The sequence below is a fragment of the Roseivivax sediminis genome (assembly GCF_900112685.1).
GTDB classification, from domain to species: domain Bacteria; phylum Pseudomonadota; class Alphaproteobacteria; order Rhodobacterales; family Rhodobacteraceae; genus Roseivivax; species Roseivivax sediminis.
Genome location: NZ_FOMS01000009.1, coordinates 153,769 through 171,792 on the forward strand (window position 1 = coordinate 153,769; position 18,024 = coordinate 171,792).

The following is an 18,024-nucleotide window of genomic DNA, read 5'->3' on the forward strand; positions in this document are numbered from 1 at the left end:
GATTGACGCCGAGTATAGCGGACTCCGCGCGATACCGCAAAACCGGAGTTGCCGGCCTGCCCGTGCACCTTCGCGCTATTCGGCGAACCCCAGAAGCTGCGGCTCGGCCTCGGGCGAGGCGCTCGCCCAGAGGCCGCGCACGTCGATGGCCGTCACCGTATAGGGCGTGTCGGGCAGCGCATCCCCGATGCGAAGCAGCCTTTCCCCGGTGGGGTGAGAGACGATGGCCCAGCGCGCGGTGCCGCTGCTGACAAGGCCCTTGAGGCTGTAACCAAGCGAGGCGAGCGGCGGAGCGGGCGGGGCCGGGGGCTGCGGCTCCGCCGCCGGTTCGGGCGGTGCGGGGGGCTGCGGCTCGGGCAGCTCGACGGCGCCGAAGAGCGCGGGCCAGTGCCCAGGCGGCAGCGGTTCGCGTGTTGCCTCGGTCGGAGTCGCGGTCTCGGTCGGACCTCCGGCCGCGTCGGTGTGCGGGGGCACCGGCGCCGCGATCGCCTGCCGCAGGTTCTGCGCGGCCAGCGCCGCACCGGCCAGCGCACACAGCGTCAGGACATGGGCGAGATACCGCATCGCTCTCCTTCTCGCGGGCAATTGCGCCACAGCCGCGCCGGCCCCACGCGCGCATCGTGGACCGGGCAGCGGGCGCCATGATACCCTTTCCGTAAAAGCACAAAAGACAAAACGGGCAGGACATGACACTCACCGCGATCCTTCGCGCGGGCGCCCTCGGGGCGGTCGCATTCGGCCTGGCGAGCTGCGCCGGCGCCCCGACCGGCGGCTCGGGCGAATTTCGCAAGGGCTACACCGCCGCGCGGACCGCGCTGGAGGCCGGGCGCTACGACAGCGCCGAACGCGGCTACATGAAGCTGGTGCCCGAGGCCGGGGCCCTCACGCCTCGGATCCGCCTGGAATACGCCCACACCCTTCTGCGCGCGGAGGACTACGCCCGCGCCCGGAGCGAAGCGCAGCGGCTGGTCGTGGCGCTCGATGGTCAGAACCGGCTGGCGGCGCTTGCTGTGCAGGCCACGGCCGAGCACGAACTTGGCCTCGTGGCGATGACGGCCGGCGACCGGGACGCGGCGCGCACGCTGATGACGTCGGCCAGGACCGGCATGACAGAGGTTCTGGCAAACGCACCGGACCTCGACCCGGCAGGCGCGCTGGCCGGACGCAACACCAGCCTCGGCGTGCAGCTGGAGCGGCTCGGCTAGGACCCCTGCGGCACCAGCCGCAGATCGGCACGGACGAGGCCGGGCGCGTCGCTCCGCTCGAGCAGCAGTTCCTCGATGTCGTAGCCCCAGTACGGGTCCGAGGTGTCGAGCCACGCCGCAAGATCGGTGAAGGGCGCGTCGTCGAAGGCGAGCGTCACGCCGCCACCCGAGGCGTTCGACAGCTCTGCCACCACATCCCGCAAACCGGCGCCGATCAGGCTTCGTTCCAGCCCGGCCAGGCCGACGGGATCGCGCGGGCCCGCCCGCTCCGCCGGGGCGAGCGCCGCCATCTCGGCCGCGCGCTCTGTCACCCAGACGTTCACGGCCCGGGCCTCTGCCAGCGCGGCCTCGGCCGCGCGCCGCTCCTCCACCAACGGCAGAAGGACGCCGAAGGCGACCGCCGCCGGCAGGGCAAGCAGCACCAGCACGCCCAGCAGAAAGCGTTCGCGCGGCGCAAGTCGCAGGAGCGCGTCGATCATTCTGACGCCTCCACCCGGATCTCCGCGCGCACGCCGGAACGGCCGTCGCTCACACGCGCCTCAGCGAGATCGGCCGCGAGACCGGCCTCGCCCAGCGCGGCGACCAGCGCGTCCGCGGCCGCAAAGTCCCCCAAGGTGACCGCCAGCCGCAGACCTTCGCTCGGCAGGTAGCGCACCTCCTGCGTCACCACCCCCGTGTCGGCGATGACGGACGCCGCACGCTGAAGCAGCGCGACCGGATCGGGGCGCGCGGCGGCCCCGGAGGCGGCGGCGGTGCGCGCGTCGAGCGCGCGGGCCACCTGCACGCGCACGTCGAGGATCGGACCCGAAGGCACGAAGCTCTCGCGCACGACCTCCATGGTCGCCGTGCGGACCGACGCGATCTCGGCCTCGAGCGCACGCTGCCGCAGCATCTCGGCAGCGGCGAAGATCGCGGCGGCCAGCGCCCCGGCCAGAAGCGGCCAGCGCCAGGGCAGGATCGCCCCGCGCAGGGCCGCGCGCGCCGCCTGCGGATCGGCGCGCAGGTCGAGTGCCATCTCCCCATTCGCCAGAATCCCCGGCGCCCCGATCCCGAGTGCGCCCAGCGCAGCGGCTTCAGTGACGAGCGGGATATCGGCAGCCGCGGCAAACGCCGTCAGCCAGTCCGGCACCTCGCCGGGCGCGAGGATCGCCCGCGGCCTGTCGTCGGCCAGCGCACGGGTCAGCATGCCGCACGCCAGCGGCGTCTCCGCGCTGAAGCCGTCGCCGGGGCCGAGCCGGGCGCGCACTGCCTCCGCTTCCACCGCGACGGTCCAGAGCCCCTCCGCCGCCGGCAGCGCGAGGTAATCGGGCAACACCGCGCGACAGCCCGGCCCGGCGCGGCGGCGCCAGTCCGACAGGCACGCGCGGTCCGCCACGACGGCGCGGCGCCATGGCGTCCGCGACCGCGGCAGGGCGTAGGGGCGCAGCTCCACCCGCTCGCCCTCCGCGCCGATGCGGTCGCGAAGCTGGCGGCGCGCGACCTCCTCGCGCGCGCTGCCGGTCAGCTTCGCGGGCAGATCGAGCGTCAGGAGCGGCGCCTCGGCCCCCGGCACGAGCGCAACGTGCCGCCCGTGGGGCGGCGGGCCGGCCTCGATGTCGTGAAAGGGCAGATCCTCGGCCATCTCGGTCCTTCAGGGCGCCGGCGGGCGCGGCGCGTCGTCCAGACGATAGGCGACGCGGACGCCCCGGGGAAGCGGCTGCCGCTCGAGCACCGCAACGCGGGAGCGCCTCCGACCCGGCAGGCTTGCCGAGATCTCGGCCCGGAACCACGTGCTGCCGACGGCAAAGCGGGTCTCGTCAAGCTCCGCCCCCGCCGCGCCGAAACTGGCAAGCGCGGCGTCGACGGCGGTGAAAGGGTCGCGCTGCCGCGTAGCGACGATCTCGGCGATGCGGCCCTCCGGCAGGCCGGGCAGCGCGGCGCGCAGCACCTCCGCCGGCGCGGTGTTAAGGTTGAGCGCGCTGCTCCCCGGCAGCGCCGCCACGAAGGGGCGAAGGCGCGCGTAATCCCGCGAAGCGAGAGCGGGCAGACCCTCCAGTTGTTCGAGCATCAGAACCGGGCCGGCCGGCGGCGCCTCGGGCGGGGCGCGACGGGCGAACGGCCCCGGGGGCGCGCCCTCCGGCGACACCGCCTGCGCGATGGCCCGGATCGCCGATTGCGGCACGCCGATCCGGGCCGCCAACCGCTCGAAGGCGTCCCGTGCCCAGGCATCTTCGGGATTCGTCAGCCAGTTGACGTTGAGCCGGCCCTGCAGATCGACGATGCGGCCCGACACCCCTCCGCGATCGAGAGTCACGTTACGCGCCGCCTCGGCCCAGGCCTCGCCCGGGTGATCCACAGGGCCGGGCTCCGTCAAGAGCCGGATCGCCAGCGCCTCGTAGGCCCCGAGATAGAGCCGCAATTGTGCGGCCTCGTTGGTTTCGGCCTGCATGACGCGCTGGCGTTCGGCGCGCGCAAGCAAAAGCGCGGTCGCCCCCGCGAGCGCCGCCACCAGCACCAGCGCGTTCAACAGGACGATGCCACGCGATCCGATCATCTGAGGCTCTCCACCAGCGCGATCCGGCCGTGGTCGCGGGTCACAAGCGTGACCTCCACCGCCTCAGGGAGGGCGCCGGAATACTGCTCGCGCACCACCGGGCCGCTGTCGGCGTCGGTTTCGCGGGTCGCCGGCGTTGCGGCGGTGCGCGGCTGGGTGCCGCGGATCCAGCCGAGATCGGGCCAGTGCGTCCGCACTTCGAGCGCGGTGACACCGCCCAGAACCGCCATGCCGGGCGACGCGCCGCCGCCGGAGGGCGACAGGGTCGGGCGCAGGCTGCGCGTCAGCATGTCGCCCTCGATCCGCCATGTGGCGCGGGCGAGTCCCGGCCCCGCGCCGCCGCCGATGCGCGCCTGCCCGGCGAGCGACATCGCGATCCCGCGCGCGCCGTCGGCCGCGAGGGCGGAGCCGGACCGCCCGTCGCCCGGCCGGTCGATCATCGGCACCAGCGCCGAGAGGTCCGAACGCAGGAGGCTGAGGGCGACGCCGAGATCCTCGGCCGCCTCCGCCTGGGCGTGCAGCCGGTCGCGCACACGCAGCGTGCCGGTCAGCGCTTGCAAGCCCATCGTCGCGACCAGCGCAAAGACCGCCAGCGCGACTACCAGCTCGATCAGCGACAATCCGCGCGCGCGGCTCATCCGCCAGTCCCCGGCGGCGGCAGCCAGACGGTCAGGAGCGCGCCGGGCCCGGTCTCGCTGACCGCCCGGATACGCGCCTCCACGAGGCCGCCGGCGGTCTCGCGGAACGTCGTCTCGTAGCGGATATCGAACCCGCCGAGCGTGACCGATCCCGGCAGCCCGCGCCCGGCGGCGGCCCCGGCGAGGCGCAGTTCCTGGGCGCGGTTCTCGGCGGCGACGCCGGCGAGGAGGCGCGGCATCGCCTGGCCCAGCGACCGGCTGGCCGCATCCTGCGCCCGGATCGCCGCCAGTGTGCCGAGGCTGAGCACCGCGACCGCGACGGCCAGTTCGATCAGCGTCAGGCCCCGCGTCCGCTTCAGTCGCATGACAGACCCGACCAGCCGTCCGCGCGGCAGATCACCGTCCCCGCGCCACGCCGCCGCAGGACGATCTCCACCCGCGAGGTCTCCGCCGTCGGCGCGAAAACGATCTGCGGCCCGCCGGGCGCCGCGGGGTCCGGCGTCCGCACCGACGCCTGCCCCCGCCAGGCCTGCGCCGGACCGCTCGGCACCCAACCGTAATCGGGGTTCAGACGCATCGGCACCATCTCGCGCCGCGCGAGGCTCAGCCCGTGCCAGACCTGGCCGGTCACCGCGGCGCGGCGGGCGTCGTCGAAGGCACGCAGAAGCGCGGCGCGGTCGGGCTCCGTCCCCGGCGCGCGGGCGAGCGTCAGGCCCGCGCCGAGGGCGACGACGGACAGCACCGCCACCACGACCAGAAGCTCGATCAGCGTGAAGCCGGCGCGTGCGCTCAGCCGCCGGTCCATGACCCGATATCCGCGTCCGCGCCGGTGCCGTCCGCGACCCCGTCCGCGCCGTAGGTGAAGACGTCGAAATCCCCGTGCACGCCGGGCTGGAGATACTGGTAGGGCTGGCCCCAGGGGTCTTCCGGCACACGGTCCATGTAGCCCCCCTCGGGCCAGTTCTCGGGCTCGGGCGGGGCGCTGGGGCGGGTCACCAGCGCCTGCAGGCCCTGTTCCGTGGTGGGATAGCGGAAATTGTCCAGACGGTAGAGGTTCACCGCGCTGGAAATCGCGGCGATGTCCGATTGCGCGCGGGCGGCCCTGGCCTGATCGGGCCGGTCGATCACCCGCGGCACGACGACGAGCGCGAGGATCGAAAGGATCACCACCACTACCATGAGTTCCAGCAGCGTGAACCCGGCGTCACCCCTTCGCGCCGTGTCCTCCGTCTCCGTCGATGTCATACGGTCCTGCCCCCAGCCTGCCCTGTCGGGCGCGATCATAGAAACGCCGCGCGCGCCTGACAATCGGCGCGGTGGACAGCACGGCGCGGGCGGGCCTAAGGGATGCGCCATGCCGGTGCAATCTCTCCTTCTTCTCCTGATCGCGCCTGCCATGGGCTCCTTTCTCGGCCTGCTCGCCGACCGTCTGCCGCGCGGCGAGGGCGTGGTGCGCCGGCGGTCGTTCTGCCGCGCCTGCGGCAGCACGCTCCGCCCGACAGAGATCGTGCCGATCCTGTCCTATGCCCTGGCCGGCGGACGCTGCCGCGGCTGCGGCGCTGCGATCCCGCCGATGCTGCTGTACTCGGAGGTCCTTGCGACCGGGCTGGCCGCGGTGGCGCTGGCCGCGGCGCCGGGTGCCGGGGCCTGGCCGGTCGCGGCTGTGCTGTGGACGCTGCAGGCGCTCGCGCTGTGCGATCTGCGCTGGCTGCGACTGCCGGACAGCCTGAACGCGACGCTGCTGGCGCTGGCTCTGGCCGCGAGCCTGTGGCTGCCGGGCAGTCCGGCCCCGGCACAAGCGATGCTTGGCGCCGTCCTTGGCGCCGGGGCGTTCTGGACACTGCGCGTGGGATACCAGCGACTGCGGGGGCGCGAGGGGCTCGGCCTGGGCGACGTGAAGATGATGGCCGGGGTCGGGGCACTTGTCGGTCCTTCCGACCTGCCGCTGACGGTGCTGATCGCGGCGCTGGCCGGGGTCGCGGTCGCGGTTTTCGGGTCGGTGCGGGGTGCGCGCCTGCGGGCGACGCGGCCCATCCCCTTCGGCGCCGCGCTCGGGGCGGCGGCGGCGCTGATCTGGTGCCAGTCGCTCACGGCCTGAGATTCGCATCTCGCCTGGCCACACGATCCGGGCTAGGCTCGCGGCGCCCTTGCCCATTCTCGGACCGCCGATGACCCGACCTGCGCTTCTGCCCGTGCTTTCCCTTCTCGCCGGTCTGTGCCACCCGCTCGCCGCGACCGCCCAGTCGGAGCACACCGGTGCGGCGGAGGCCGTCACCATGGCCGACGTCGAAGAGGCATACCGCCGCGGCGACTACGGCGCCGCCCGCGCCGGCCTTGCCACGCTTGCCGACGACACCGGCAGCGCGCTGGCGCAGTACCGCTACGGGCGTATCCTCGTCGAAGGGCGCGGCGGGCCGATGGACCCCATTGGCGCGGTCCCCTGGCTCGAACGCGCTGTGGCGCAGAACCACGCGCCGGCGGCGACGCTGCTCGCCAGGATCATCCTGTCCGATATCGAGGGCCTGCCCCGCGACGCCGCCCGGGCCGCAACTCTGCTGCAGCGCGCGGCTACCCGCGGCGACGCCGAAGCGCAGTACCTTCTGGGCATCCTGCTGCGCGCCGGCGACGGGGTCGCGCTGGACGCGGAGGCCGCGTTCAACTGGTTCCTCGCCGCCGCCGAGCAGGACCACGCGGAGGCGCAGATCGCCGTGGCGCAGGCCTTTTCCGAAGGGACGGGCACCGCGGCGGACCCGGGGGCCGCGCTGGACTGGTTGCGCCGCGCGGCGGACCGGGGTGCGATGCAGGCGCAACTGACCCTCGCACAGGCCTATGCCAGCGGACAGGGCGCACCGCAGGATTCCGAACGCGCCGTCGCCTGGTACCGCCGCGCCGCCGATGCCGGACATCCGGTGGCCCAGCGCGCCCTGGGCACCGCCTACCTTCTCGGCGATGGCGTGCCGCAAGACGCCGACGAGGCGCTGCGCTGGCTCACCGAAGCGGCGACGGCGGGCGACGGAGGCGCGATGTTCAATCTCGGGCAGGCCTATGCGAACGGGCAGGGCCTGCCGCGGGATCACGAGCAGGCATTCTACTGGATCTCGCGCGCGGAGGCGCACGCGCTGCCCCGCGCCGCCACGCGGCTCGGCCAGCTGTACGAGGCCGGCCTGGGCGTGGAGGCCGACATGAGCCGCGCGATCGAGCTTTACCGCAAAGGTCTGCAGACCGGCGACCGGCCTGCGGCGCTGGAGCTTGGCCGCCTTGCCGGAACCGGCGCGCTCGACGGCCGGCTCGCGCCGCACCGCGCCGTGCCCTGGGCCGTGGCGGCGATCGCAGCAGGTGACGGCGAAGCGGAGGTCTGGCTCACCGCGCAGGCCGAGGCCGGCGTGGTCCCTGCACAGGCCGCGATGGCGGACCTCGTGCTCGCCCGGGAGGGCGGCGCGGAGGCCGGGGCGGACTGGCTGCGCAAAGCGGCCGAAAACGGATCGGTCGCGGCACAGGAGCGGCTTGGTCGGCTGCACATGAGCGGCGAATTCGGAATCGCGCAGGACTACGTCGCCGCGCACACATGGCTCAACCTCGCCGGCGCCTCGGGCCGCAAGACCGCCCGCGAGGCCCGCGCGCTGGTGGCCGAACTGATGACGCCCGAAGAGGTCGCCGAAGCGCAGGAGGCCGCCCGCGCCTACCGCGAGGCGGAAACCGACCGCGTTCCCGGCGGCGCCGAGACCGAATGATACGCCGCGCCGCGCTTCTGTTGACGGTGTCTCTCCTGTCCGCCGAACCGGTCTCTGCACGGGACGCCGAGGCCGCCTTCGCCGAGGGCGAGCGACAGGCGAACGGCGACGGAGTGGTGCAAAGCCATGCCGCCGCGGTGTCCGCCTACGAAGAGGCGGCGCGCGCCGGTCACGCGGCGGCGCAGAACCGTCTCGGGCGGCTCAATTTCGAGGGTCTCGGCACGCCGCGCGACCGGGACGCGGCGCTGGACTGGTTCGCGAAGGCGGCAGACGGCGGCGCGCCCGAGCACCTGTTCGACTACGCCAGGGCGCTGGAGGCGACCGGCGACGACGGGGCCCTGCCCCGCGCCGCCGCGCTGTACCGCGACGCCGCCGAGGCGGGGCACATCGAGGCGGCCGTCAGCCTTGGCGTGCTTTACCAGGACGGCCGCGGCGTGCCCCGCGATCCGCAGGAGGCGCTGCGGCTCTACACGATCGGTGCCGCACAGGATCATCCGCGGGCGATGAACAATCTCGGCCTGCTCCATGCGCGCGGCGACGGCGTGCCGCAGGATTACGCCCGCGCCGCCCAGCTCTTCGACGCAGCGGCGGAGGCCGGGCTGCGCGAGGCGGCGACCAATCTCGGCGTGATGTACGAGAACGGCTTCGGCGTTCCTCTGGACGAGGAAGAGGCGCACAGGCTCTATCGGCTCGGCGGAGCCGCCCGCGGTGCCGAGACGCCCGGGTCCGGTCTCTACTACGATCCGCGCCTGCGCCCGCCGGAGCCGGGACCGGAGGCACGGGCGGCCCGCGATGCCGCGGTGCGCGCGGGCGATCCGGTGGCCGCGTTCCAGGCCGCCTGGCTCCTGTTGTCGCCGAACCCCGAAGCCGCGCCGGCCGAGGATCTCGCAAGGGCAGTCGCGCTCACCGAACTGGCCGCCGACGCCGGCTATGCACCGGCGATGATCAACCTCGCCCTGCACTACGAGACTGGGGTCGGCGTGCCGCAGAACTACGTTCTCGCGCGCAGCTGGCTCTTGCGCGCGGCGGCGGCCGGTCTGGAGGTCGCGCAGCATCGCGGCGCCGCGCTCCAGTCGCGCATGACGGCCGAGCAGATCAACACGGCCCAGACCCGCGCGCTGGAGTGAACCGGTTCGGGCACGGCGCCGCGACAATGCTCGGCCGACGAAAATGACCGTTCGTGTGCCGGCGATTTTTGCGGTATGATATCGGAAAGGTATTCGCGTGAGGATCTCTTGCCGATAGGATCCGCCATCCACGACAACGCATTTCAGGATTACCCGGAGCCTCGCATTCCAATGACCCGTTTCCTTCGGCCCCTCTCACGCCTTGCCGCCGCCGCCCTGGCTGCCCTCGTCGCGACGTCCGCGTTGGCCGCCGACCCGGTGGAGCAGCACAATTCCTCGGCCCTGTGGTTCGAGAACTGGACCGGGCTGTCGAACGCGACGCTCACGGTGACCGCGCCGTCGGGCGAAGTCAGCCAGATCCGCGCCGACAGCGGCACGCCGGTCTATCAGCTCGGGAGCGAAGCGACGGATGGCGTCTACCGCTACGAACTGACCGCCGCCACGAGCGAGCGCGAGACCATTGTCAACGCCGTCGACAACGGCCGCGGCGACGCACAGACCAACGACCGCGCGGTGCCGTTCTACACCTCCGGCCGCTTCGTGGTGGAACGCGGGGTGATCATCACGCCGGAGGACGTGCAGGAAGAGGACGCTGGCTAAGGCCGTGGCGCAGCCGCCCGTCCTGCACGCATTGGGACATTGGACATTCTTACAGGGACTGGAGACGGATACATGAGGATCAAATTTTCAAAAGAGCTCGCAACCTCGGCCGGGGTCGCGGCGCTCTGCCTTGCCGGGGCGGCGAGCGCACAGAACGTAATCAACCAGGACACCACGATCCGTAACTCGCTTTGCGTCGGCACCGATTGCGCCAACACCGAGAGCTACGGGTCCGACACCTTCCGTCTGAAAGAGAACAACCTGCGTATCAACTTCGTCGACACGTCAAATTCGGGGTCCTTCCCGGCACGCGACTGGCGTATCGTCGCGAACGACCAGTCCAACGGCGGCGACGATTACCTCGCGTTCGAGGATGCGGATGCCGGCCGCCAGCCGTTCCGCGTCCAGGGCAACGCACCGGCCAACGCGCTGCGCGTGAACAGCAACGGGAATGTCGGCTTCGGTACCGCCAGCCCGGTTCTGGAACTGCACGTGGCGGACGGGGATTCACCGGGTCTGCGTCTCGAACAGGACGCCTCTTCGGGCTTCGCCGCGCAGAGTTGGGACATCGCCGGAAACGAAACGAACTTTTTCGTGCGCGACGTGACGAACGGCTCGACCCTGCCGTTCAGAATCCAGCCGAGCGCACCGTCCAACGCACTTTACGTCGCCAGCGACGGCGAGATCGGCATGGGGACAACCACACCCGGCGGAGCCCTGCATGTCAACGCGGGAGGCAACCACGCCGACCTCCTGCTCCAGCAAACCACCAACAACACCACCTGGACCATCCGCAACAACGAGGACACCGGCCGACTGACCTTTTCTGCCGGCGCGACCACACCGTTCAAGTTCTCGCCCACGGCCGCGGAAAACCTTTTCCGCGTCGGCATCACCGCCGACAACGAAGTCGACGTGAACGGCAACCTCGATGTGTCAGGAACCGTAACGACTGGCGGACCCACCTGCGGGTCGGGCTGCGACGCGGTCTTCGACGCGGAGTACGAGCTGCCCTCCATCGCGGATCACCACGCCGAGATGTTCGCACTGGGCTACCTTCCGAACGTGGGCCCGACCGAACCTTACGCACCGTTCAACGTGTCCGAGAAAATCGGCGGCATGCTGAACGAGCTCGAGCATGCGCACATCTACATCTCGGAACTGAACGCCCGCATCTCCGAACTCGAGGACAAGCTCGCGGCGCAGTAACGCCCGGGCCTTATCAGCCGGTCCGGTGTCGCAGCACCGGGTCGGCCGAGACCGAAAAGATATCTGACGTGACTCATTCCGACGGCCAAAAACCGCCATTCTTCTGGCTGCACATCAAGAAGTGCGGCGGCGGCACCATCCGCCGGATGCTTCAGCCGCATTACGTCCTGGCCGAACGGACAGCGCGCCCCGTCAACTTCATCCAGTCGCCCCCCGCGGCCTGGAACGACATCCTCAACAATTTCCGCGTCCCGCTCGGGGCGTACCAGTTCCGTCGCGCCCTGTTCGCGCGGACCTATCTCTATCCCCAAACATGGGAGGCGATGCCGCGCATCGCGTTCCTGCGTCCGCCGGTAGAGCGGGCGGTCAGCGCGTTCCACTACCTCGCCCTCCCCCGCGGCGGAGAGCGATCCTTCGTCCAGCACCTGCGCGAGACCCGCACGGACATACCCACCGAGGATGGCCCGCTCTTCGACGCCTTCCTCGACCTCGTGCAGGAGGCGCGCCGGTCGGAAAACATCTACCGGCCGGTCAACCTGCACTTCACCACGCACACCGCGCCGGTCACCGCGGATGTCACCGACGAGGCCGGCACGCTGCTGCTCAGCCACCTCTTCCGCCTTGAGGCGCTGGAACCGGTCGTGGCGGGGATGTTCGAAAGCCTCGGCCTGCCGCCGCCGGACAACCGCCCGCAACGCGTGAACCAGGCGGACGCCGCCACCCGCTACACACCCTCGCCCGCCCAGCGTCGCCGGATCGAACAGCTATATCCCGGCGATTGCGAGCTCTTCGACCGGGCGCGCACCCGGTACGAGCCGCCCCTGCCGGCCCCGACAGAGGTGCGTTACGCATGACCGGCACTGCCGGACGCCAGCTTCCCGCCCTGCCGCGCGATCTGCCTGCGCCGACGCGTCCGATCAGCTTCGTCTGCGTGCGCTACAGCGCCGAGTTCACGCACAATCTGCGCGCCTCGGGCTGCGTTCACGATCCGATGAACGAGCTTGTCGTGGTGGACAATCGCCGGAACATCTTCTTTCCCACGCTCGGCGCGGCGCTGGTTCACGGGATCGGCAAGGCGCGGCACGACCTCGTCGCGCTGGTGCACGAGGATGTGCTGCTTCTCGATGGCTGGCAGGCGCAGTTCGAGGCATCGCTCCGCCGGCTCGAGGAGCATTACCCGGATTGGGGCATGGTCGGCGCGGTGGGACGTGCCACGGACGGAACGACCCTTGGACACTGGAGCGACCCCGCCACGCCCGAGCCGCGCAACACACTTGCACCGGACGCTTTCGCGGAGGTCGACAGCCTCGACGATCAGCTGATGGTGCTACGCCGCAGCAACAGCATTCACCCCGACCCCGCGCTGCCCGGCATCCACAATATCGGCCCGGATCTCGTGATCGCGCATCGCGAACGCGGGCTGCGCAGCTTCGTCGTGGACGCCCCGAGTGTTCACAAGTTCGCCGATGGCGCGGGCCAGAGGATCACCTCTCCGGGCGACAGTCGGAAACTGCGGACCCGCGGCTCCCTGACCTGGCAAGCGGAGGCGGACGTCAGCCGCGCGTGGTTCGACCACAAGCATGGCCGCGCCCCCGTGCGTCCGGGCCCGGCCGCTGCGGACGCCGTGCCCCAGCCTCCAGTGATCCTGATCGGCCGGGGCGGCGGCGGCACGCGCCTGGTGTCGCTCATGGCGCAGGATTGCGGGCTGTTCATCGGCAGCCAGGTCAACATTAGCGGTGACAGCATAGAGATGGTCCCGGCGATCTACCGGTCGGTCCTGCGCAAGCTGAAAAGCCCCGATCCCTGGTCGGTATCGCAGATCGTCCCCGACCTGCGGGCCGCCGCCGCGGCCATGCTGGACGCCGCCGGGGGGCCGGATCCGTGGGGCTTCAAACTGCCGGAAAGCGCGCTCTTGCTGCCCGAGTTGGACCGCGCCTTTCCCGGCGCGCGCTTCGTGCATTTCCGGCGCAGCAACGAAAGCACGGTGTTCCGCCGCACCCACATGACCGCGCGGCTGGACAACGAGATCGGCCGGGCAACCGTCCCGGCCGCCTACGACCATATCGGACGGCGGCGCGCCTTGATCCTGACGGACGGCGATCTCGTGCGGATGGCCGCCACGACACGCCACCAGACTGACCTGATCGACGATTTCCTGTCTGCCGTTCCGGACACGCGCCGGATTCAGATCGACTTCGACGAGACCGTCGCGGCCCCCGAAGCGTCGCTGGCGCGTCTCGCCCGGTTCCTCGACCGCGAAGCTGAGGGCCGCACCATCACCGACGCCGTCGACCAGGGCCGCGCCGCCTCCGACACCCCGCAGTTTCCGGACGCCGACGTGACGCTCGCCCGCTCCATTCTGACCGGACCGCTTCACAAGACGGGACACAGCCGATGACCGCATTGGTAAAGGACGGACAGACAAGACACTTTCTGATCGCCCTTCTGATCGTCGGGACATTGGCCTACCTGTTCTGGACCGGCTCGCGCTACCCGGCGCTGAACGAGAAGGCGATGATGTCGGGGGCAATCCAGCTCGAGGATGCGCTGAGCTTCGAGGCGAAGTTCCCGATCACCGGCGACATGAACATCGTGGAGCGAATCTTCTGGTCCACCCTCAACTGGATCAACACAAACAAGAAGGGCATGACCTTCGGCGTGCTCTTCGCCGCCGCCTTCCTGACCGCGGCGAGTTACGTGCGTACCAAGAGCTTTCGCGGCGCCTTCCCGAATTCCGCGCTCGGCCTCGCGCTCGGCGCGCCACTGGGGGTGTGCGTGAATTGCGCGGCACCTATTGCGCGCGGGATGTATTCCGGCGGCATGCGGGCGGAAACGACGCTGTCGGCGATGATCGCCTCGCCCACGCTGAACGTGGTGGTGCTGACCATGCTGTTCAGCCTCCTGCCGGTCTACATGGCGGTAACCAAGATCGCGCTCAGCCTGGCGGTGATCCTGGTGGTCATCCCGTTGATCTGCCGCGTCCTGCCCCGGCGAGAGATCGAGGCCGCCGAATTCGTCCAGACGCCGTGGAGCACCGGCGAGCTGTCGCGCGCCGGGGCGCCCGGTGAAAGCCTGCCGCGCGCCGTTCTCGCGGTGGCCGTCACCTACCTGCGCAATCTTTGGTACATCATCATGATGACCGTGCCGATGATGCTCCTGGCGGGCTTTCTCGGCACGGTGGTCGCGGTGTTCATGCCGGGCGACATGATCCTCGGGTTGAGCTTTTCCTTGCTCGTCCTGATCGCCGTCGCTCTGGTGGGGGTGTTCCTGCCGGTGCCCATCGGCTTCGACGTGGTGATGGCCGGTGCACTGCTCGCGACCGGGCTCGACCAGGGCTATGTGATGGCACTGCTGTTCACGCTGGGGTCATTCTCGGTCTATTCGTTCATGATCGTGGCACAGTCGGTGGGGCTGCGGGCAGCCTGGCTGTTGGCGGCGACCGTGGCGACCGGCGGCATTGTCGGCGGCTGGGGCGCGCAGAGCTATCACGAATGGCAGACCGACCGCGCGCTGCGCATGCTGACCGGAGAGGCGAAGCAGGCGCCGCGCCCGATATGGGCCGCCGAGGCCGCCGGATCGCCGGGCTACAAAGTGATCAGCGACGACGCGGCGCGGATAGAGATCGAGGCCCGACCCTTTGCCCCGCGCTCACCTGCGGGCGATACCACCTTCGCGCGCGTGGAGGCCGCCACGCGCGGCATCGACAAGCCGGTGGAGTTTTCCATGACCGACATGTGGCCGCCCTTCTGGGAAGGGCGCTCAGTCTCGACCGGCGACATCGACAACGATGGCGACCTCGATCTCGTCGTGGCTTCGGACGAGGCGGCGCTCTATCTCTACGACAACGACGGCACCGGCCATTTCAGGCGCCGCGAGATGGAGCTCGGCCCGCTGACCGATCTGCCGGTGTTCAACGCGATCCTCGCCGACATCGACAACGACGGCTGGCGCGACCTCGTGATCGCCACCTACCGGGAGGGCAACTGGCTCTGGCGCAATGACGGCGGAACCTTCGCGGGCGTGCCGGAACGATTGCCGGGCGACCAGGTCCTGTCCATGGCGATGACCCTCGGTGATCCAGACCGAGATGGCGACCTCGACCTTGCGCTCGGCAACTGGACCTCGGGCTGGTATCGCCGCATTCCCGGGGAGGAGAGCCGCAACCGCATCCTGTGGAACGGCGGCACCGGTTTCGGCCAGGCCACCGACCTGCCCGGCATCCCCGGCGAGACGCTCTCGATCCTGTTCACCGACATCGACCGCGACGGTGCGCAGGACCTCATCGTCGGCAACGACTTCGAGATTCCCGATTACGTCTACATGGGCGACGGCGAAGGCGGTTTCACGGCGGTGACGCACCAGGACGGCACGATCCCCCACACCACCAACACCACGATGGCGGTGAAGGTGGACGACCTGACCAATGACGGCACGCCCGAGGTCTATTTCGCGCAGATCGCCGGGCGATCCTCGGGCGTATCGAAGAAACTCAAGATGCAGCCGCTGGGACGCTATTGCGACGCGATCGAGAATGAGGCGGCGAAAGAGACCTGCACGCGCAACATGGAGATCAAGGCGTGGTACCGGTCGGGCAACAATTTCGATCCGAGCTATGCCTCGCGCTGCCAGAAGATGACCGGCGCAGCCCAAGCCGAGTGCAAGGCGATGCTGGTCAAGGACCTTGCCATTCAGCGCGGCGATCCGTCGATCTGCGGACTGATCGCCGTCGACCAGCCGATTCCGCGCAGCTATTGCGAGCTGCACTTCCTGCCCGTACGCGCCATCGCGCAGGACGAGGCCGACGCCGCCATCGCACAGATCCAACGGTCGAACGTGCTCCTGGAGACGAACGGCGAGGGCTATGCCGACACCGCAGAGCTGCGCGGGCTAGAGGTCGGCGGCTGGTCCTGGGACACGAAGATCGCCGATTTCGACAATGACGGAGATCTCGACGTCTACATCGTCAACGGCACCTGGGTGCCGAACGAGGTCTCGCCCTCCAACCTCTATTTCGAGAACGACGGCGAGGGACATTTCACCGAGGCATCCGGCCCGGCAGGGCTGGAGGATTACCTGATGACTGCCTCGGCGACCGCCTTCGACGCGGACGGCGACGGCGATCTCGACCTCGTCACCCATCCGGTGAACGGACCGATGGCGATGTTCGTGAACGGCACGCAGGAGGGCAACGCCATCGTCTTCGCCTTCGACGACCGAGCGGGCAACCGCGACGGAATCGGCGCAGTGGTCACCCTGACCGACGACCAGGGCCGCTCCATGAGCCGGGAGGTCCAGCTCGGCGGCGGCTTCATGTCCTTCGACGCGCCCCGGGTGCATTTCGGCCTTGGCGCCGCGCAACGGGCCGACAGGGTGGCGATCCGCTGGGCGGACGGCAGCACGACCGAAATCGCCGGCCCGGTCGAAGCCGGCCAGCTCTACACGATCCGTCGGGAGGAGACGGCCGATTGAAGCCACGCTGCGCGGGGCGCGCGATATTTCGGCGTCACTCCGCGGGCGTGGGGCGGGCTTACATTGACCTTCACGCCGCTCTCGGCCACACCCGCGCACAACGTCTGTAGCTCACGAGGCACTCCATGAAAATCGCGATGATCGGAACCGGATATGTGGGGCTCGTCTCGGGCGTCTGCTTCTCCGATTTCGGGCACGAGGTCGTCTGCGTAGACAACAACCCCGCGAAGATAGAGATGCTGGAGCGCGGCGAGGTGCCGATCTACGAACCCGGTCTCGACTCGCTGATGGCCAAGAACGTGGAAGCCGCACGGCTTACCTTCACCCGCGACCTGCCGACGGCCATCGACGGTGCCGACGCGGTCTTCATCGCCGTGGGCACGCCGACGCGCCGCGGCGACGGTCACGCGGACCTGACCTACGTGATGGCCGCGGCGGAAGAGATCGCGAAGGCAGCCAAGCACTACATCGTCATCGTGACCAAATCGACCGTCCCGGTCGGCACCAACCGCAAGGTGCGCGAGGTTGTCGCCGCGGCGAACCCGGCGCTCGATTTCGACGTCGCCTCCAACCCCGAATTCCTGCGCGAAGGCGCGGCGATCGACGACTTCATGAAGCCCGACCGCGTCGTCGTCGGGGTGGAGACCGAGCGCGCCGGCAAGGTGATGGAAGAGATCTACCGCCCGCTCTACCTGCGCGAGTTTCCCATCGTCACCACCGACCTCGAGTCGGCCGAGATGATCAAGTACGCGGCCAACGCCTTCCTCGCCACGAAGATCACCTTCATCAACGAGATCGCGGCTTTGTGCGAAAAGACCGGCGCCAACGTGAAGGAAGTGTCCAAGGGCATGGGCCTCGACGGGCGCATCGGCAAGACGTTCCTGCATGCCGGCCCCGGCTACGGCGGCTCGTGCTTTCCCAAGGATACCAAGGCGCTCGCCCGGATCGGGCAGGACTATGCCAGCCCGGTGCAGATCATCGAGCAGGTCATCAAGATCAACGAGGACGTCAAGCGCCGCATGGTCGACAAGCTGATCGACCTTTGCGACGGGTCGTTCAACGGCAAGACCATCGCGGTGCTCGGCGTGACCTTCAAGCCGAACACCGACGACATGCGCGACGCACCCTCCCTGACCATCGTGCCGGCCATGGTCGGCGGCGGCGCCAAGGTCCGCGTCACCGATCCTCAGGGCCGCCGCGAGGGCGAACACATGCTGCCCGGCGTCGAATGGTGCGACGATCCCTACCAGGCGGCGGTCGACGCCGACGTTCTCGTCCTGCTGACCGAGTGGAACGAGTTCCGCGCCCTCGATCTCGGCCGCATCGCGGAACTGATGCGCGGCAAGAAGATGGCCGACCTGCGCAACGTCTACACCGTGGAGGACGCGCGCGCCGCCGGTTTCACCGCCTACGAAAGCGTCGGCCGCACCGGCAAGGCCGCGATGTAGGGAACGTGCCGCCTGTTCGCGCCTTGCCCGGCGGCGAGGCGCGGGATACCCCCGCCCGACCGCT

General features: G+C 70.2%; 18 protein-coding genes. 10 read left to right on the forward strand and 8 right to left on the reverse strand.

Going from position 1 to position 18,024, the window contains the following annotated elements; all coding sequences use genetic code 11:
* Positions 1 to 75: 75 nt before the first annotated feature.
* Positions 76 to 564 carry a hypothetical protein gene (locus tag F3H57_RS14980; RefSeq protein ID WP_149756732.1) on the reverse strand — a complete coding sequence of 163 codons (489 nt, stop codon included), beginning with the start codon at positions 562 to 564 and terminating at the stop codon, positions 76 to 78.
* 122 nt (positions 565 to 686) lie between these two features.
* Between F3H57_RS14980 and F3H57_RS14985 the strand changes: the two genes are divergently transcribed.
* A complete protein-coding gene (locus tag F3H57_RS14985) occupies positions 687 to 1,205 on the forward strand; it encodes an outer membrane protein assembly factor BamD (protein WP_149756733.1) in 519 nt (172 codons plus the stop codon).
* On the opposite strand, the gene gspM is transcribed toward F3H57_RS14985, so the two are convergent.
* Genes gspM through gspG form a run of 7 tightly spaced genes read right to left on the reverse strand, consistent with a single transcriptional unit; the run spans position 1,202 to position 5,621 of the window.
* Positions 1,202 to 1,684, reverse strand: coding sequence for a type II secretion system protein GspM (gene gspM / locus F3H57_RS14990; RefSeq protein WP_149756734.1), 483 nt, complete (start codon positions 1,682 to 1,684; stop codon positions 1,202 to 1,204). The two genes, F3H57_RS14985 and gspM, sit on opposite strands and share 4 nt — an antisense overlap.
* Entirely contained in the window at positions 1,681 to 2,826 is a 1,146-nt protein-coding gene (gspL, locus tag F3H57_RS14995) for a type II secretion system protein GspL (protein WP_149756735.1), read from the reverse strand. Before gspL ends, gspM begins: the two co-directional genes overlap by 4 nt.
* A 9-nt stretch (positions 2,827 to 2,835) precedes the next feature.
* Positions 2,836 to 3,738, reverse strand: coding sequence for a type II secretion system minor pseudopilin GspK (gspK, locus tag F3H57_RS15000; protein ID WP_149756736.1), 903 nt, complete (start codon positions 3,736 to 3,738; stop codon positions 2,836 to 2,838).
* A complete protein-coding gene (locus F3H57_RS15005) occupies positions 3,735 to 4,376 on the reverse strand; it encodes a type II secretion system protein GspJ (RefSeq protein ID WP_149756737.1) in 642 nt (213 codons plus the stop codon). Before F3H57_RS15005 ends, gspK begins: the two co-directional genes overlap by 4 nt.
* On the reverse strand, positions 4,373 to 4,741 hold the full coding sequence (locus F3H57_RS15010) for a prepilin-type N-terminal cleavage/methylation domain-containing protein (RefSeq protein ID WP_149756738.1): 369 nt from the start codon (positions 4,739 to 4,741) through the stop codon (positions 4,373 to 4,375). The genes F3H57_RS15005 and F3H57_RS15010 overlap by 4 nt, the downstream gene beginning before the upstream one ends.
* Complete coding sequence (locus F3H57_RS15015; RefSeq protein WP_149756739.1) at positions 4,732 to 5,181, reverse strand: prepilin-type N-terminal cleavage/methylation domain-containing protein; 450 nt, start codon at positions 5,179 to 5,181, stop codon at positions 4,732 to 4,734. The genes F3H57_RS15010 and F3H57_RS15015 overlap by 10 nt, the downstream gene beginning before the upstream one ends.
* Complete coding sequence (gene gspG, locus F3H57_RS15020; protein ID WP_149756740.1) at positions 5,166 to 5,621, reverse strand: type II secretion system major pseudopilin GspG; 456 nt, start codon at positions 5,619 to 5,621, stop codon at positions 5,166 to 5,168. Before gspG ends, F3H57_RS15015 begins: the two co-directional genes overlap by 16 nt.
* Before the next feature lie 109 nt (positions 5,622 to 5,730).
* Between gspG and F3H57_RS15025 the strand changes: the two genes are divergently transcribed.
* The 9 genes from F3H57_RS15025 to F3H57_RS15060 all read left to right on the forward strand — a co-directional run bounded on the left by F3H57_RS15025 (position 5,731) and on the right by F3H57_RS15060 (position 17,960).
* The gene (locus tag F3H57_RS15025) at positions 5,731 to 6,474 is read left to right on the forward strand and encodes a prepilin peptidase (RefSeq protein WP_188129702.1); all 744 of its coding nucleotides are present in this window, start codon (positions 5,731 to 5,733) and stop codon (positions 6,472 to 6,474) included.
* A gap of 70 nt (positions 6,475 to 6,544) precedes the next feature.
* A complete protein-coding gene (locus F3H57_RS15030) occupies positions 6,545 to 8,107 on the forward strand; it encodes a tetratricopeptide repeat protein (RefSeq protein ID WP_149756742.1) in 1,563 nt (520 codons plus the stop codon).
* Positions 8,104 to 9,234, forward strand: coding sequence for a tetratricopeptide repeat protein (locus F3H57_RS15035; protein ID WP_188129703.1), 1,131 nt, complete (start codon positions 8,104 to 8,106; stop codon positions 9,232 to 9,234). The genes F3H57_RS15030 and F3H57_RS15035 overlap by 4 nt, the downstream gene beginning before the upstream one ends.
* Before the next feature lie 171 nt (positions 9,235 to 9,405).
* Entirely contained in the window at positions 9,406 to 9,834 is a 429-nt protein-coding gene (locus tag F3H57_RS15040; RefSeq protein ID WP_149756744.1) for a hypothetical protein, read from the forward strand.
* Positions 9,835 to 9,906: 72 nt separating this feature from the next.
* Positions 9,907 to 11,043 (forward strand): hypothetical protein, encoded by a 1,137-nt coding sequence (locus tag F3H57_RS22275; protein ID WP_188129704.1) that lies wholly within the window; start codon positions 9,907 to 9,909, stop codon positions 11,041 to 11,043.
* A 68-nt stretch (positions 11,044 to 11,111) separates the two neighbouring features.
* Entirely contained in the window at positions 11,112 to 11,897 is a 786-nt protein-coding gene (locus F3H57_RS22280; protein ID WP_188129705.1) for a sulfotransferase family 2 domain-containing protein, read from the forward strand.
* Positions 11,894 to 13,441, forward strand: coding sequence for a sulfotransferase (locus F3H57_RS15050; protein ID WP_149756745.1), 1,548 nt, complete (start codon positions 11,894 to 11,896; stop codon positions 13,439 to 13,441). The genes F3H57_RS22280 and F3H57_RS15050 overlap by 4 nt, the downstream gene beginning before the upstream one ends.
* Entirely contained in the window at positions 13,438 to 16,512 is a 3,075-nt protein-coding gene (locus F3H57_RS15055; RefSeq protein WP_149756746.1) for an FG-GAP-like repeat-containing protein, read from the forward strand. Before F3H57_RS15050 ends, F3H57_RS15055 begins: the two co-directional genes overlap by 4 nt.
* A 125-nt stretch (positions 16,513 to 16,637) precedes the next feature.
* Complete coding sequence (locus F3H57_RS15060) at positions 16,638 to 17,960, forward strand: UDP-glucose dehydrogenase family protein (protein WP_149756747.1); 1,323 nt, start codon at positions 16,638 to 16,640, stop codon at positions 17,958 to 17,960.
* Positions 17,961 to 18,024: the final 64 nt, after the last annotated feature.

Coding starts and splice junctions, on each gene's coding strand:
- F3H57_RS14980 (WP_149756732.1), bottom strand. CDS start 564: ATGCGGTATCTCGCCCATGTCCTGACGCTGTGTGCGCTGGCCGGTGCG.
- F3H57_RS14985 (WP_149756733.1), top strand. CDS start 687: ATGACACTCACCGCGATCCTTCGCGCGGGCGCCCTCGGGGCGGTCGCA.
- gspM (WP_149756734.1), bottom strand. CDS start 1,684: ATGATCGACGCGCTCCTGCGACTTGCGCCGCGCGAACGCTTTCTGCTG.
- gspL (WP_149756735.1), bottom strand. CDS start 2,826: ATGGCCGAGGATCTGCCCTTTCACGACATCGAGGCCGGCCCGCCGCCC.
- gspK (WP_149756736.1), bottom strand. CDS start 3,738: ATGATCGGATCGCGTGGCATCGTCCTGTTGAACGCGCTGGTGCTGGTG.
- F3H57_RS15005 (WP_149756737.1), bottom strand. CDS start 4,376: ATGAGCCGCGCGCGCGGATTGTCGCTGATCGAGCTGGTAGTCGCGCTG.
- F3H57_RS15010 (WP_149756738.1), bottom strand. CDS start 4,741: ATGCGACTGAAGCGGACGCGGGGCCTGACGCTGATCGAACTGGCCGTC.
- F3H57_RS15015 (WP_149756739.1), bottom strand. CDS start 5,181: ATGGACCGGCGGCTGAGCGCACGCGCCGGCTTCACGCTGATCGAGCTT.
- gspG (WP_149756740.1), bottom strand. CDS start 5,621: ATGACATCGACGGAGACGGAGGACACGGCGCGAAGGGGTGACGCCGGG.
- F3H57_RS15025 (WP_188129702.1), top strand. CDS start 5,731: ATGCCGGTGCAATCTCTCCTTCTTCTCCTGATCGCGCCTGCCATGGGC.
- F3H57_RS15030 (WP_149756742.1), top strand. CDS start 6,545: ATGACCCGACCTGCGCTTCTGCCCGTGCTTTCCCTTCTCGCCGGTCTG.
- F3H57_RS15035 (WP_188129703.1), top strand. CDS start 8,104: ATGATACGCCGCGCCGCGCTTCTGTTGACGGTGTCTCTCCTGTCCGCC.
- F3H57_RS15040 (WP_149756744.1), top strand. CDS start 9,406: ATGACCCGTTTCCTTCGGCCCCTCTCACGCCTTGCCGCCGCCGCCCTG.
- F3H57_RS22275 (WP_188129704.1), top strand. CDS start 9,907: ATGAGGATCAAATTTTCAAAAGAGCTCGCAACCTCGGCCGGGGTCGCG.
- F3H57_RS15050 (WP_149756745.1), top strand. CDS start 11,894: ATGACCGGCACTGCCGGACGCCAGCTTCCCGCCCTGCCGCGCGATCTG.
- F3H57_RS15055 (WP_149756746.1), top strand. CDS start 13,438: ATGACCGCATTGGTAAAGGACGGACAGACAAGACACTTTCTGATCGCC.
- F3H57_RS15060 (WP_149756747.1), top strand. CDS start 16,638: ATGAAAATCGCGATGATCGGAACCGGATATGTGGGGCTCGTCTCGGGC.